Origin of the sequence: Microcoleus sp. A003_D6, from assembly GCF_036702825.1 — a bacterium.
Lineage (GTDB): Bacteria > Cyanobacteriota > Cyanobacteriia > Cyanobacteriales > Microcoleaceae > Microcoleus.
This window is the reverse complement of sequence record NZ_JAUBWA010000052.1, coordinates 10,793-27,108: the sequence shown is the minus strand read 5'-3', so window position 1 is coordinate 27,108 and position 16,316 is coordinate 10,793. Positions and strand designations below refer to the sequence as shown.

At 46.7% G+C, this 16,316-nt stretch carries 10 protein-coding genes; 6 read left to right on the top strand and 4 right to left on the bottom strand.

Annotated features, from left to right (window positions below; genetic code table 11):
- Positions 1–195: 195 nt before the first annotated feature.
- Positions 196–2,415, bottom strand: a complete 2,220-nt coding sequence (glyS, locus tag QUB70_RS16010) for a glycine--tRNA ligase subunit beta (protein ID WP_332981804.1) — start codon at positions 2,413–2,415, stop codon at positions 196–198.
- A gap of 411 nt (positions 2,416–2,826) precedes the next feature.
- Here glyS and QUB70_RS16005 point away from each other — a divergent pair, with 411 nt between their 5' ends.
- Together QUB70_RS16005 and QUB70_RS16000 are read left to right on the top strand one after the other, a co-directional pair.
- On the top strand, positions 2,827–3,954 hold the full coding sequence (locus tag QUB70_RS16005; RefSeq protein ID WP_332981845.1) for a HetZ-related protein 2: 1,128 nt from the start codon (positions 2,827–2,829) through the stop codon (positions 3,952–3,954).
- A gap of 605 nt (positions 3,955–4,559) precedes the next feature.
- Positions 4,560–5,621 carry a hypothetical protein gene (locus QUB70_RS16000; RefSeq protein WP_332981802.1) on the top strand — a complete coding sequence of 354 codons (1,062 nt, stop codon included), beginning with the start codon at positions 4,560–4,562 and terminating at the stop codon, positions 5,619–5,621.
- 511 nt (positions 5,622–6,132) lie between these two features.
- On the opposite strand, the gene QUB70_RS15995 is transcribed toward QUB70_RS16000, so the two are convergent.
- From QUB70_RS15995 to trpB, 3 genes are all read right to left on the bottom strand, one after another.
- Entirely contained in the window at positions 6,133–6,765 is a 633-nt protein-coding gene (locus tag QUB70_RS15995; RefSeq protein WP_332981843.1) for a ribonuclease D, read from the bottom strand.
- 164 nt (positions 6,766–6,929) lie between these two features.
- Complete coding sequence (locus tag QUB70_RS15990; protein WP_332981801.1) at positions 6,930–7,436, bottom strand: CAP domain-containing protein; 507 nt, start codon at positions 7,434–7,436, stop codon at positions 6,930–6,932.
- Positions 7,437–7,713: 277 nt separating this feature from the next.
- A complete protein-coding gene (gene trpB, locus QUB70_RS15985; RefSeq protein WP_332981799.1) occupies positions 7,714–8,952 on the bottom strand; it encodes a tryptophan synthase subunit beta in 1,239 nt (412 codons plus the stop codon).
- A 256-nt stretch (positions 8,953–9,208) separates the two neighbouring features.
- On the opposite strand from trpB, the gene QUB70_RS15980 reads away from it, so the two are divergent.
- The 4 genes from QUB70_RS15980 to QUB70_RS15965 form a co-directional block, all read left to right on the top strand.
- Positions 9,209–9,577 (top strand): translation initiation factor, encoded by a 369-nt coding sequence (locus QUB70_RS15980; protein ID WP_332981797.1) that lies wholly within the window; start codon positions 9,209–9,211, stop codon positions 9,575–9,577.
- 210 nt (positions 9,578–9,787) lie between these two features.
- Positions 9,788–10,381, top strand: a complete 594-nt coding sequence (recR, locus tag QUB70_RS15975) for a recombination mediator RecR (protein ID WP_332981796.1) — start codon at positions 9,788–9,790, stop codon at positions 10,379–10,381.
- Positions 10,382–10,800: 419 nt separating this feature from the next.
- On the top strand, positions 10,801–12,930 hold the full coding sequence (locus QUB70_RS15970; protein ID WP_332981842.1) for a prolyl oligopeptidase family serine peptidase: 2,130 nt from the start codon (positions 10,801–10,803) through the stop codon (positions 12,928–12,930).
- A gap of 953 nt (positions 12,931–13,883) precedes the next feature.
- A partial coding sequence (locus QUB70_RS15965) for a DUF4347 domain-containing protein (protein WP_332981795.1) occupies positions 13,884–16,316 on the top strand: 2,433 nt, incomplete at its 3' end.

The following is a 16,316-nucleotide window of genomic DNA, read 5'->3' as shown; positions in this document are numbered from 1 at the left end:
TTTTGAGATTATTTGTATTTGCCATAGATTGTTAGTGAACCCGCCCCTACGGGTTGTGAAATCTGTTTGATTTTCGGCTAGTTTCGAGGTTCTCTCTGGGAACCGGTTAAACCAGTTAAAGAACCACTTAAAAAGAGCGAGGCAGAGCCTGGGAACCAGTTAAAATCCCCCAATCGAAAATCCAAAATCTAAAATCTAAAATCGATTGACGATCGCCCCAAAGTCAGCCAACACCCGCGCGTGATTCCGCAGCAAACCCAGTAAATTCAACCGATTTTGCTTAATTTCCGGGTCAGAATCCATCACCAAAACGCTTTCTGGCCCGTCGAAAAAGTGGCTGACAGTTGGAGCAATTTCAGTCAAACTATCTACCAACTGCTGGTAATCGCGAGTTTGTTTGGATAGCAGCGTTTGCGGCACTAACTGCACTACTGCATCGTAAAAAGCTTGTTCGGACGACTTTTGAAATAACTCCGGTTTCACCGCCGTTTTCGGTTCCAATTCTATTTTATCCAAATTACCTTGAGCCGCCAAACGAGTTGAACGGTTGACTGTTTCGTAAATCCGATCCAAAGTCTTGTCATTGCGGATTTGTTGTAGGAAAAGCGCTCTTTCGAGTGCGTCCAACAAATCTCTCAATGCTCGTTCAGTATATTCTGGGTCGTTTTCTCCCAAAACTGCATTCACCAAATCGTAATCTACGTTTTTTTCTTCTTGCAACAAAGTCCGAATTCTTTGCAGGAAAAACTCCGATAATTGTGATAGTAATTCTGGCGATGTTTCTGGGCGAATAGCTGTAAATTCGGCAACAACTTCTGCGAGTAACTTGTGCAAATTGACTGGCAACTCAGCCGTCCAAATAATGTCAATTATCGCATTGGCTGCGCGGCGCAGGGCAAAAGGATCGGAGGAACCTGTCGGCAACATTCCCAAGCCGAAGATGCTGACTAATGTATCTAATTTGTCGGCTATTCCGACAATTTGACCTGTCAGAGTTTGCGGTAAATTGTCGCCCGCGCCTTTGGGCAAATAATGTTCAAAAATTGCTGTGGCTACTGCTTCCGGTTCGCCGCTTGCTAAGGCGTATTTCTGCCCCATGATTCCTTGCATTTCGGGAAGTTCGTAAACCATTTGGGTTACGAGGTCGGCTTTACAAAGTAAGGCTGCTCTTGCTATGTAAGCTTGTTCTTCATCTGTGATTTCCAGTTGATTTACAATTAAACTGGCAATCTTGCACAGCCGATCGACCTTTGCGCGCACAGTCCCCAAATCTTCCTGGAAAGTAACTTTTTCCAACTTGGGCAAATAATCCTCTAGAGGCTTTACCAAGTCTGCTTTGTAGAAAAACTGACCGTCTGCCAATCTCGCCCGCACTACTCGCTCGTTACCTGCGGCAATAATCGCGGCTTTAGCCGGGTCGCCGTTGGAAATTGTAATGAAATAGGGAAGAAGTTCGGGATAATCTGGGCTTTTGAGGATGGGAAAATACCGCTGGTTTGTAACAATAATTGTGGTGATTACTTCCGGCGGCAATATCAAAAATTCCTCGTCAAATTGGCCGACAACTGCGTTCGGCCATTCTACTAAGTCGGTGACTTCTTCTAACAAATCTTCGGTAATGGCGGCGTAACCGCCTTGTTTTGTCGCTGCGGCTTCTACTTGTGCTTTAATTTGATTTTTGCGCTGGGTTCGATCGACCTCCACGCAAGCAGCCCGCAGACACTCGACATAATCCTCGGCTTGCGGAAGCGAGACCCCCCCCGTCCCCCCCTTGCCAAGGGGGGGTGTAGGAAGCGATGTCCCCCCCTTGCCAAGGGGGGGTGTAGGGGGGGTGTATAACACCCGGTGTCCTTGGGAAATTCGATCGCTCTTGACGGTATCCGAACCGCTCACCAATGTTATTGGCAGTACAGTATCATCAAACAGTGCCACGATCGATCGAATCGGGCGCGGAAACTTCAAATCTCCGTCAGCCCACCGCATAAATCTTTTGCCTTCTAACTTATTAATCCACTGCGGCACAAGTTCAGCCAAAATATCCGCACTCATCCGCCCCGGAATCTTTTTGAGCACAAACACAAAATCGCCTTTATCCGTAGCGCGAACTTCTAAAGCATCAATTTCTACGCCCTGCTTTTTCGCAAAACCTTCCGCTGCTTTCGTCGGTTTGCCATCTTTAAAAGCCGAACTCGCGGGCGGCCCTTTTACCTCTTCTTCTCTGTCTGATTGCTGAACAGGCAGTCCTTTCACGAGAACCGCCAAACGCCTCGGAGTAGCGTATACATTAATAGAGTCATTTGTCAATGATTCTTCTGCCAGCGTTGCAGGTACAAGTCGCTGCCACTGCTGGGCGCTGCTTCTGACAAAAGATGCGGGCAATTCTTCTGTACCGAGTTCTAATAAAAAGTTAGGCATATCGCACCGTAATGGAATTTTGTTTAGGGTAATTTAACTACCAGCCGGGAAGTCCCGGGCGTATATTTAGAGGGGATTAATCTGAGCGCTGCGCCCCGTACCCCGTTGGGAACTACCGCAGGGATGAAAGGCTCGTCGGGTGTAGGTACGGAAACCGACAATTATTCTTTTATACCCCAAGATGCTCGGGAAATACTCTGATACTATATTAGCAAGTGGGGGTGGAACTACCTCACTATAAAAAGCCTTTGAAAAAAAGGAAAAAGAAGCCTGCGGTCTAACTGTACTCAGTTGACCGTCAGGTTTGTTCACGGTAATTTATCCGATCGCGCGATCGTATATCTGAAAAATACTCAAAAATCCAGGATACCACGTAAAATCGGGGGTGAAAGACAATATTCTCGACAGCCCATGACCTTGGCCCAAAGACTAGGACAAGATTGGAAGTCTCGACTCGAACAAGATTGCCCGCAGGAGAGTTCTAGCACTCGCGAGAGTGTTGTCCGCTGGCTGTTGGGAGACAAGCCCGAAAGATTTGACACTCTTAGCCCAACTCAATTGTCTGTCGCCTCTGGGGCGATCGACTTTTTATATCGAATTTTGCTTTCTCGGTATCTGGGAGTACCGCCAGAAAAAGCTTACCGCAACTTGATCGGGCGGCTGGGCGGCTTAGTTGTGCTCCGACAAAAAATCCAAGCGTGGGTTTCCCTGAGTCGCGACAGACAGCGGAGTGCGGTGGAGGTACTGCAAGAAGTGATTCAGGAAATGCTCAATTCCGATCGCTACCTACAGCAGCAAGTCGCTTGGATTGCCGAATGCACCTCAGACAGACGGCTGCGAAATGCTTTGCTGCTAGCGAGCACAGAAGAATACTGCTTGCGGCCGATCCGCAACCAGCCGCTGCTGGTGTACCGTTTTGTCAACTACCTGCGGCGTTCTCAGCGGGGCGGGTTGACGCAAGTGCCTGCGGGAGACTGGGTGCGGCTGGTGTCGGAACAGATTCTACCCGACGATACAGACGAACCGCTCAGCCTGCTAGACGAACAGGCGATGTCCGAGTATCGAGAAAATCAAGCTTGGGAAGAGCAGCAAACTCAGCGGCAGATTGTCCAACAAGAATTTGAGAATTACTTAGCCGCTGAAGTCGATCCGCTGGCTTCCCAGTGGCTGCGGCTTTACCTGCAAGGTCGTTCCCAAGAGGCAATTGCCGAGGATTTGAACGTTCCGGTCAAGCAAATTTACCGCTTGCGAGAAAAAGTCAGTTACCACGCGATTCGCGTTTTTGCGGTCAAACAAGCACCGGAATTAGTCGCCAACTGGCTGGAAACTTCGCTCCAAGAACACAGTTTGGGCTTGACTCCCGCTCAGTGGCAGCAATATTTAGAAAACCTCACGCCGGTGCAGCGACAGTTGGTAGAATCGCTGAAAGCAGGGAAAAGTGTAGAGACGATCGCATCGGAATTAAAGCTGAAAACCAATCAAGTCATCGGCGAGTGGAGCAAACTTTATTTAGCAGCTCAATCTCTCCGCAACGAGTAGATTGGTAATGAGTGGCGGGCAATTGCTAATTGTTAATTGGCGGTAGCATTTTTCAGAATCCGCGCTACAAATCAATTCCAGAACAGCCACCGAGTGCTGCGAGTTTCCCCGCGGACAACCGCGCGATGCCCCTTGTATCAAATCAGGTTAGATCGATCGGGATATCGTAGCGCTGCCGTGACGATCGCGATCGTCACGCTAGCGCAGTCAACTCTCTGGGCTAAGATACTAGCAGCACGATCGACTTTTTAGGGTTTTTTAACCAATCCTAAATTCAGCGGTTGCCCGTAAATCTCGGTTGGGGTGCATCTCTAATACTTGTGCATTAAAGACATAATTCTGTCGTTACCAGCCACGGGAAGCAATCTCCCGCGATCGATGATAGTTGGTCTAGAGTGCGGCAGTCATCATCTAGTTCTCCATCTTTTGGTAGAATTTGAGGCTGCAATACAGAAGGGAGAAAATTCTGGGACTAAGGATTTTTATTTAATAAAAGCTTCCGGTTGTTAGACCAATTCCTCCGTAGCAGGAAGTTGCAGCATTTAATATTCTCGCATCAGGTTGGTGCGTCGCGCTCGATCGCGCTTCCAACTACAAAGCAGCTAATGGTACATACATCTTCAACAGACTCGGCAGCTACAATGGACTCCGATCGAATATTTCACCTAATCGACACAGTTGTCCCCTTTGAAGCTTGCCTTTACTATCAAGTTTTGCCTTTATCTCTAGAAGGTAATCTGTTTAAATTGGGCGTAGTCGATTCCCAAGATGACTCCGCCTTGGACTACGTGCAGCGGATTTTAGCTTACATGAATTGCTCAGTCACAACAGAGCTAATTGCCTCGGAAACTCAGCGCTCGATGCTCTCAGCTTACTTGCTGCACGGGAGCCAACTCCGAGAACCCAGCCAGACAGAAACCGCCGCAGCCCCAACACCCAAAAATCCCGCACCAGCAACTTCAGGCCCCAATGCAGAAACGCTGCTGTCTGTGCCAGAACCCTCCATTCCCGCTCGCGAGCGGTTTAAACCTGCTGTCGCTGAGGTTTCCCCAATGCCGGCAAAGTTCTCGGTTTTGGATGTCGAGGCCTTGCACTTGTCAAGTCCTGTCGAATTTTTGGCAACTTTGCCCGCGCCCCAACTGCTGCAAGAATTGCTCGGTAGAGTGCTGCGAGAGGGCATCGGCCGCCTGTTTTTTGAGCGGCATCAGTCCCAAGGCAGGATTCTTTGGAGTCAAGACGGCGTTTTGAAATCGATGCTAGAAAATATCGATATCGTCCTGTTCCAAGAGGTCATCGATGAGTTGAAGCGGCTGACAGATATGCCTGTTTGCCCGGTGGAACAGCCCAAACAAGTCGAAGTTGAACGCATATATCAAAACACTCATTTGCTGTTGCGCTTGCGGGTAATGGCGGTGGGCGGCAAGGAAGAAGCCACGCTGCAAGTGTTGCGGGGGGCAGCTTTGAGGTTTTACCAACAGCAGCAGTTGTCTACTTTGAGTCGGGATGCGCTGCGGCTGGCCGAAGAATTGCAGCGCAAAGTGAATCAAATTCGCGATCGAACTCGGCTTTCTCCTTTGCCTTTAGAGGGGTTGCCCGCTTTGGAACAGGTGATTAGAAGTCTTGACGACCAAATAGAAGCTTTGATGCACGAACACAATCCCGATTAGCCATAATCAGCAATAGATCGCTGTTTTTAATTTTTTTTTAACTCATATCAAGTTCGGTCAAATAATAGACCTCTTGCAAAAATAACTAGGACGGGCTCTCCGGCCCATCCCACAAAATTTTTTTTCTTGTGGAATGGGCCGGAGAGCCCGTTCCAGAATTTGATTAAAAGGATTTTTGCAAGAGGTCTAATAATTACGTTTGTAGTGAGGAATGCAGTCCGAGCGAGTTTTATCATAACACCAATTCACTATGAAGATACACGCTCATGAGGCTGATCTCTCTCTGGTTGTAACTATATCCTTAGCGTTATATTAAGTGCAGCTTCATAATAAATTGGTATAACTCAAGTCTTCACTACAAACCAATTTGATGCCATTTCTGCGAAGTGACACAATATTATACCAGTTCCCAAAAAAGAATGCAATTGTATGCCCGTGTTCTCAACCCTAGTATTCATCAGTCATTCCCAATCTAACATCTAAAATCTAAAATCTAAAATCTAAAATGGCATTATCCGTGTTCAAAAACATCCTTGTACTGCAATAAATCCAAACTCACAAAAACGGGCAAACACTGAAAACATTGCTGTGCAATTTCCCAGCGTTCTTCTCGCTGCAACATAGCAGTCAACTTTTGTTTAGCGCTCAGCAAATAGCGCACATCGTTAGCAGCGTAGCTGAGTTGGTGGTCTGAAAGACGATCGGAATTTCCCCAGTCAGAACTTTGAGAAGTTTTGTTGAGTTCTACTTTTTCTAATTCTTGGATTAAATCTTTAAGTCCGTGTTTGTTGGTGTAAGTTCTCGCAAGTTTGCTTGCTATTTTGGTGCAGAAAACTGGTACAATGTCAATACTTAAATTGTAACGCATTGTTGCCATATCGAAGCGCGCAAAATGAAATACTTTTTCAATATTTTCGGCTTCCATTAACTTCTTTAAATTCGGTGCTGCTGTCTGGCCTTTGGCAATCCGCACCACTGCAACTTTACCTTCGGGATCGCACAACTGAACCAAACACAAGCGATCGCGCCACGGTAGCAAACCCATTGTTTCCGTATCAACGGCGATCGCCTCCGCTGTCAAATAGTAAGATAAGAGAGAATCGGGAAGATCGCGATCGCACACTTGAAAATCTGCAAATTCCATTATTAGTAATTGTTGACTGTTGACTGTTGACTGTTGACTGTTGACTGTTGACTGCCCTCTTTCTTCTTCCCTCTTCCCTCTTCCCTCTAACTTCAGCATCTACCTCACACTCGATAATTAATCCGTGTATCCGTGTCCGAATCCGTGTCGTGCCTTCCTTCATCTTATCGAGTGCGAACAAAAAGCTGAGTAAAATAATACTCGCCTTTGGCATTTTTTGCAACCCCAATACCGGTCACATTAAACTGACCTTCCATATTTTTGCGGTGGCCGTCACTTTTAATCCAACCTTCAACAGCATTGCGTACCGGGTCGCTGTAGCCCAAATTATAAGCAAGATTTTCAGCTACACTTTGATAAGGAATCGTAATTGCTTTCGCCCGCCCCTCAAATCCATCGTGGCTGAAACGTACTTTACCGTTAGCCATATTTTCGCTGTGAATTCTTGCTATCTGAGTGATTCGCGGATCGATACTCAACGGCGGCAACTTTTTAGATACTCGGTATTGATTTATCTGTTGGTTAACCGCTTTTTCTAAGTCAGTAATAGCACTCGAAGCAACATTAGTATTCATGGGAGTTTGTGGCAGCGATCGCGCAGGAATAAACGTGTCACACTTAGGCAGGATTGTCAACAATCCCAAGCACATCAAAATCAAACCTTTGGACATGAAATCAAACGAGAAATAAAGTTAATTGTTACTATTAGTGTCAACTTAATGCCAAAAGTAGTAGGAGTATACCGTCTGAGGATAAGCCTCTCGATCCCCCTCGCATCCCCCTTAATAAGGGGGACGAAAGATCGCTTCCAGTTCCCCCCTTATTAAGGGGGGCTAGGGGGGATCTAGACTTCGATATAAACAAGAGATACAAAGGATTTTAGTCTTAAGTTGACACCAATTAATTGTTACCGATTCCTACAGAGCGATCGCCCACAATTCCGCTAAACTAGATATTCAGAACCTTCGCCACAGTGTTCACGTCTTTGTCGCCGCGTCCCGAACAGTTAAGCACAATGCGCGGATTGCCTGTTAGCTGCGGGCACAGAGTCTCCAAATAGGCGATCGCGTGAGCAGTTTCCAAAGCCGGAATAATCCCCTCCAACTGTGAAAGCCGCTGAAATGCTTCCAGCGCTTGTGCATCAGTTACGCTATAATATTCAGCCCTACCAGCATCCTTCAAATAACTGTGTTCCGGCCCAACACCCGGATAATCCAAACCCGCACTAATCGAATGCGGCTCAATCACTTGACCTTCATTATCTTGCAGCAAATAACTCATCGCCCCGTGCAGAACTCCCACACTTCCCTTAGTCAAAGTAGCAGCGTGCTTATCCGTATCCACACCTTCGCCCGCCGCTTCAACACCGATCAATCTAACAGTTTCTTCCCCGACAAACTCGTGAAAAAGACCCATTGCATTAGAACCGCCGCCGACGCAAGCTAATAAAATATCCGGCAAACCACCCCACTTTTCCTGACACTGAGCGCGGGTTTCTTGACCGATTACCGCATGGAAATCGCGCACCATCATCGGGTAAGGATGCGGCCCCGCTACGGAACCGAGAATGTAATGAGTTGTTTCGACATTTGTCACCCAGTCGCGAATCGCTTCGGAAGTAGCATCTTTGAGAGTTCCCGTACCAGCAGCCACCGGCCGCACTTCGGCACCCATCAGCCGCATTCTAAACACATTTAAAGCCTGTCTTTCCATGTCGTGAACGCCCATGTAGACAACGCATTCTATACCGAAACGAGCGCAAACTGTGGCGGTAGCAACGCCGTGCTGGCCGGCACCAGTTTCAGCAATTACCCGCTTTTTGCCCATGCGTTTTGCCAGCAATGCTTGAGCTAAAGCATTGTTAATTTTGTGAGCTCCGGTGTGGTTTAAATCTTCGCGTTTGAGGTAAATTTGCGGGCCAGTTCCGTCTGCTTTAGCGTAGTGCTCTGTGAGGCGTTCGGCGAAATACAAAGGGCTGGGGCGGCCGACATAATCTTTGAGCAATTGTTGGAGTTGCTGTTGAAATTCGGGTTCGCTGCGGTATTTGTGGAAAGCGGCTTCTAGTTCAAATAAAGCCGGCATGAGGGTTTCGGGGACGTATTTGCCGCCGAATTTGCCGAATCTGCCGAGGGAGTCGGGGCGTTGGGCTGTGGTTTCGGTGGTGAGACGCAGGGGTGTGACTGTCATTTGATTTTAGATTTTAGATTTTAGATTTTTAGATTCGCGGGTAAGCTATAGGCGGGCGTGTCGATCGCACAATCAGTCGATCGTACCAAATCGGTTGCAGACTTGAGCCTCTGCAAGCAAATTCCATTATAATTCCTTGAACCCTTGACGGGCTAATACAATAAGTAAAAGATCGGATCGCCAACGAGCGATCGCAACCATACCCCAATCCGCTAAAACTAGAAATACAGTAAAAAAAGTTCAACCATTTTAACACATGGCAGCATCCAAGCGCAAAGATTCTGACAGCAAAACTACAGACGGCAAACGAGTTGTTTACTCCGAATTTGGCAATGTTGACAACTCAGCCGCCCTCCAACGGGGAGTTGCCGAACTTCCCCCAAATCAACAAAATTTGAAAGTGCAAGCATCCCGAAAAGGCCGCGGTGGCAAAACAGTTACTGTCATCAGCGGATTTCAGGAAAAACCTGAAACTTTAGCAGATTTAGCCAAGCAGCTAAAAGCCAAATGCGGCACAGGCGGTACAGTTAAGGAAAATGAAATCGAAATTCAAGGCGAACACAAGCAACAACTGACCGAAATTCTGACAAAATTGGGCTATAAAGCTAAAATTAGCGGCGGCTAATTTCAAGCCAAAAAAGGTTTGCAGTAAGGAATGCAAGAACTTCTTATCTAGAACAGAGCAAGAAAGAACTTCAGTCCTTACTACGAACTAACAACGATGTAAGGTACGCACTGTGCACCCTACATAATTAAGTTTTGCATAATTCCCGAACTAATGACTAATGACTGCTGACTAATGACTGATAACTCATTGTTTTAATTTTTAACCTTCATGTACACTCGACCTTTAGCTCGTTTAATCGAACAATTGCAGCGCTTGCCAGGAGTCGGCCCAAAAACAGCCCAGCGTTTAGCTTTACATATTTTGAAGCGACCGGAAGAAGAAGTGCAAGCCCTAGCTAAATCTTTGATTGATGCCAAGCAGCAAGTAGGTTTTTGTCAAGTATGCTTTCACTTATCTGCTGACCCTGTTTGCGAAATTTGCCGCAATACCAACCGCGACAGTTCTACGATTTGTGTAGTGTCAGAATCACGCGATGTAATCGCTTTAGAAAAAACGCGGGAATATATCGGAAAATATCACGTTGTCGGTGGTGTTATCTCACCGATGGATGGAATTGGCCCGGAACAATTGAACATTCAACCGTTAGTCCGGCGCGTCAGCCAGCAAAAGATTAAGGAAGTAATTATTGCTATTAGTCCCAGCGTGGAAGGCGAAACTACTACTCTTTATATCGGTCACTTATTACAACCTTTTACCTTAGTGACGCGCATAGCTTTTGGTTTGCCGATGGGGGGAGATTTGGAATATGCTGATGAAGTTACATTGGCTCGCGCTTTGGAGGGAAGGAGAGAGTTGGATTAGTTATAAGTTGTTACGCATTTAAACCACTAACGAGGCCTGTAGGGTGCGTCAGCTAGAACACTTACGCTTACAAGGGAAACGAGAAAGGGCTGACGCACCCTACAATACTAATAGACCTCTTGCAAAAATCCTTTTAATCAAATTCTGGAACGGGCTCTGGGGCCCATTCCACAAGAAACAAAAAATTGTGGGATGGGCATCTTGCCCGTCCTAGTTATTTTTGCAAGAGGTCTAATGATTTAGGATTGCTCTACCCAATATTTTAAATGATTCAGGTATCTAAGTCTTCTGTTTTTTGAGGTGGGGTTACTTATTTCAGCCAGATTTAGGATAAAATCTCAAATCCCAAATTGAGCGACTCTCCCCTGTCACTGTCGCGAAAGGGTAAACTGGACAAAGTTACCGAGAGTAAAAAAATCATGGCTAAATTCGATCGACCTTTAAGCTACCCCACAACCCGCAAAATCGACCAAACAGACGACTACCACGGCGTCAAAGTATCTGACCCCTACAGGTGGCTGGAAAATCCCGACTCTGAGGAAACCCAAGCTTGGGTGGAAGCCCAAAATGCAGTCACCTTCGGCTACCTCAACGAAATTCCGGAGCGGGAAAAAATTAAACAGCGGCTGACTCAACTTTGGGATTACGAGAAATACGGCATACCTTTTAAACAAGGCGATCGCTATTTCTACTACAAGAATGACGGCCTGCAAAATCAATCCGTACTCTACACATTACTATCCCTAGACGGCGAACCCAAAGTATTAATTGATCCAAACACTCTCTCAGAAGACGGAACCGTTGCTTTGGGCGGCATAGCTATCAGCGAAGACGGCAAACTCATGGCCTACGGTTTGTCAACTTCCGGTTCCGACTGGCAGGAATGGAAAGTCCGAGATGTGGAAACAGGCGAAGATTTATCCGACCATTTAAAGTGGCTTAAATTCTCAGGAGCATCCTGGACTCACGACGGCAAAGGCTTTTTTTACAGCCGCTACGATGAACCAAATGAAAAAAGCAAACACGAAGACATTAATTATTACCAAAAACTGTTTTACCACCAAATCGGTACGCCCCAATCTGAAGACGTATTAATCTACGAACGACCTGACCAAAAAGAGTGGGGATTTAGCGGCGGCGTCACCGAAGATGGCAAATACTTGATTATCTCAGTTTGGCAGGGAACTGAAACCAAAAACCTGATTTTCTACAAAGATTTAACTGCACCGGAATCAACCGTTGTAGAACTAATTAACGAATTCGAGGCAGAGTACAGTTTCATTGACAACGAAGGCTGTCTTTTTTGGTTTCAAACCGACTTGAATGCACCGCTGGGCCGCATAATTGCGATCGACACCAACAACCCACCTCCCTCATCCCTCGCTGCTGATGAAACCCCCCCGTCGCCCCCCCTTGGTAAGGGGGGGATTCAGGGGGGGTTCACAGAAATTATCCCCGAAGCAGCCGAAACCCTCGGAGGTATTGGTCTCCTCAACAATCAATTTATCGCTTCCTACCTCAAAGACGCCTACACCCAGATTAAAATCTTCAACTTAGACGGCTCTTTCGTGAGAGAAATCGCCTTACCGGGAATCGGTTCGGCGGGAGGATTCGGCGGCAAGCGGCACGACACCGAAACTTTTTATGCTTACACCAGCTTCACTGCGCCCAACATCATCTACCGCTACAATATGGTGACAGATGAAAGTACGATTTATCGGCAGCCAAAGGTTGATTTCAATCCCGAGGATTACGAAACAAAACAAGTATTTTACCCGAGCAAAGACGGTACGCAAGTACCGATGTTTATTACGCACAAGAAAGGCTTGCAGTTGGATGGCAACAACCCCACCTACCTTTACGGCTACGGCGGTTTTGGCATCTCGCTAACTCCGAGTTTTTCTGTTAGCAGGATCGTGTGGTTGGAGATGGGCGGAGTTTACGCAACAGCCTGTTTGCGGGGCGGCGGCGAGTACGGCGAATCATGGCACCAAGCAGGCACCAAGTTGAAGAAGCAAAACGTGTTTGATGACTTTATCAGCGCCGCTGAATGGTTGATCGAACACAAATACACCAAGCCGGCAAAATTGGCGATCGCAGGTGGCAGCAACGGCGGTTTATTAGTAGGGGCTTGCATGACTCAGCGGCCGGAATTGTTCGGTGCGGCATTGCCCGCAGTCGGCGTTATGGATATGCTGCGCTTCCACAAGTTTACCATTGGTTGGGCATGGACTTCTGAATACGGTTCGCCGGAAAATTCCGAAGAATTTGCCACAATTCACGGCTATTCTCCCCTGCACAATCTCAAACCCGGAACGGCTTATCCGGCGACAATGATTACAACGGCGGATCACGACGATCGCGTGGTTCCGGCCCACAGTTTCAAGTTTGCTTCTGCTTTGCAAGAAACCCACGCGGGAGAAAAACCCGTGTTAATTCGGATAGAAACTAAAGCGGGACACGGGGGGGGAAAACCTACGGCTAAAGTGATTGAAGAATTGGCTGATGAATGGGCTTTTTTAGTGCGCGAACTCGATATTGACGCTTAACAAGGGCGGGATTGGGGGTGAATGTATCTGCGCTGCATCTGCGTCGATCTGCCTTAAATCTGCGGTTTAGGCATTCATCAAAGATTTATGCAATTGCTACTCTAAATTTTCCCCCACCCCCAATCCTGCGATATTTCACGGCTGTTTGCAGCAAAAACCAGCTATCAAATAACATGGATTAACAAAAATTGTCAACTCCCAAAATCATTATTTTTATTAATATTAATTTTTGTATATTTTAGTGGTCATTTTGACATTTTTTTGAGACCGCTTTTTTCAGTTAGTTTAGCGGCAATGTCAAGCCGGCAACAGAAGTCAATCGAATCTACAATTAAAAACTTTCCAATTCTCAAAAACAGATTTTTCAGTGTATTTACGGCACAGCCTCGGTAATAAGTAATACTTTTATCCGCACTGAGTACGCTCGTGTCACTTACATTACTGCCTTTTTTCAGCCCTGCGTAAGTAATATTTAATCCGGGTTAAGAACCCCTTTTATGAAACTTAACGCTTGAAACCGATCTTGCAGAAACTGGTGTTCTAGTCCAGAGAGACTAAAAAATAAAAGGGGTATTCAAGCCGGATTTTGTATGGCGGGCGATCGCGCTTTCAATTTTATGGCACTGTCTATTCTCAAAAAAAACAAGACTTAACTGTCGCACCAAAATCCTGAAAACCTTTGCAGATAAGAGCTTTGCGTGGAATAGTCATTAGACGGCAGCAGATGCGCCACAGCATTCCCCGTCCAATTTTGTCCAAAGATTTCAACTCACAAAAAAAACACGTAAGTATTAATTTTTGGGTTTAATAAAACTTATTAAAAATTTATATTTTATTGTTGATTGATTTTTTTTAAAGGGGTAGGTTAGAACGGATAAGTAAATCAACGAATAATGAAAATGATCCCCAAAATGTCGCATTTGTCAGCCGTCAAAATACCCAAATATAAAAATATGGTCACTAAAAAAAAGTTTTTTTTTGCAGGAGCGAGCTCTCAAGCAGAGCCTGAAGCCAAAAAATCTCTAGTGGTGGTTGACTCCAGAGTAGAAAACTACCGGCAATTGATCGGTGGGATCAAAGCAGGAACGGAGGTATTTATACTCAGTCCAACCAGGGAGGTGATCGACCAAATCACCGAAATTTTGCGTCATCGCCAAAACATCAACAGCCTGCACGTAGTATCTCACGGCCGAGAAGCAGCAATCGCGATCGGCCCTGCCGAACTGAATCTTGACAACCTAGAAACCTACAGCAACCAATTGCAGCAGTGGGGAAAATCCCTCAGCGAATCCGCCAGTATTCTACTTTACGGCTGTAACATAGCAGCAGGCCAATCCGGCATTAAATTCATACAAAAAATTAGGGACTTCACCGGAGCAAATATTGCAGCATCCCAAAACCCAACTGGAAGTGCAGCACTAGGAGGCGACTGGAAATTAGAAATTACCACAGGACAAATCAATGCCGAACTAGCCTTTGAAAAAGAAGTCCTAGAAAACTATACATCTGTCCTAGCCACCTTAGTATCTGAAGACTTTAAAAACTCAACAGTAGTCGGGCCTTGGATATATGGAATTGCTGGTACTTCCACTCAACCAGGCTTAACCGCAGGTGCCGCCAATTCCGGTGTTATTCCCAGTTTAGGAAATAACGATCCAGCAGGCAGTGGAGCTTTGAGATTAACATCAAACGCGAATAACCAATCAGCTTATGTCCTCTACAACAACCCCGTCTCTGCCACTGAAGGTCTGAGAGTTACCTTTGATTTCTTTGCCTATAACAAAAGTACCAGCGTCGAGGGTGCCGATGGCATTAATTTTTTCCTGATTGACGGAACAGCAACGCCAACAAAAGCCGGAGGCTTTGGCGGCTCTCTCGGCTATGGTAACAATAATAGTCTCGATCCTGCTCTGAGATCAGAGGGTATTTCAGGAGGTTACTTAGGTGTCGGATTAGACGAGTTTGGCAATTTTTCCGAGCCTCAACCGCTCCCACCAGTACGACCGACTTTCGGGCGTGTGGGTGGTCCCGGAATTACAAAAGATTCAATAGGAATTAGAGGCAGCGAAAGCAGAACCTATAGTTTTATAACTAACGCTTCCGTTCCCATTGGCATAGATAATGAAAATGCCACCAATCGCACCGATCCTAATACTAAAAGAAGCGTCCAAATTACCCTATTACCGCCGAATTCGACAATAGCACCTAACCGTCTGACAGTTGCCTTAGACTTGGACGGCAGCGGTACTTTTGATCCGGGCGAAACACTGATCGAGATCGCAGATTTATCGACGATAAACGGAACAGTACCAGCTACTTTAAAATTTGGCTTTGCTGCTGCCACAGGAGGAAGTACAAACATTCACGAAATCAACAATCTCCTCGTCGAAAGTATAGATGAACCTACACTCCAAGCCGACGTTTCCATTGTTAAAAAAGGCCCGCTGTACGCCCTACCAAGCAGCAACATTACCTACATTATTACCTCCACAAATAACGGGCCAAACAGCGCCGAAAGCGTCCTGATTCAAGATCCGCTGCCTGCAGGCTTAACTTTCGTCAGCGCTGACAACGGTGGCACATACAACCCCGTTACCAGGAATGTGATCTGGCCGGCGATTCCTATCCTTAACGGTGCTAGCGAAGTCCGCACCATCACCGCAACAGTTCCCGCAACACCAGGCACTGTTTTAACGAACACCGCCTATAGCGACTCCAGCACTTTCGACCCCAATAAAGCGAACAACAATAGTTCCCAATCCACTTCTCAAGCCCTAACTACTATTACCCCTTTTGCCGATGTCGTTACCACCAAAAGCGGTACTCTCAACAGTACACAAGGTTCGATAGTGAGTTATGACATCGTTACCCAAAACAACGGGCCGAGCACAGCAGATAACATCACAATTACCGACAGCATCATTCCCAACTTAACAGGAGTCAGCATCTCCGACAGCGGTACCTACGATAGCATTACAGGTATCGTCACCTTCCCACTTGTCACCTTAACCAACACAGAGAGCGTCAGGCGCAGCATCAGCTTCATCGCACCTGTATCCGGCAGCGTCCGCAACACCGCCAAGAGTAACTCCTCTACCCCTGACCCGACTCCTGAAAACAATGACGGTACTGCACCGGGTGCGAGTGTCACCACGACTCTGACACCCAATCAACCGCCAGTAGCCAACCCTACCACTGGGTCAGTTCTGCCTGGAAACACCCTTCCTGTGCCGGGATTAGGAGGAAGTGACCCCGATGGGTCGATCGCCTCCTACACCATCAACACCCTACCGCCAGCGGCCCAAGGAGTCCTGTTTTTAGGAGATCCAGCCAACGGCGGAGTAGCCGTGACACCAGGTCAAGTTTTGACACCGGCACAGATAGGA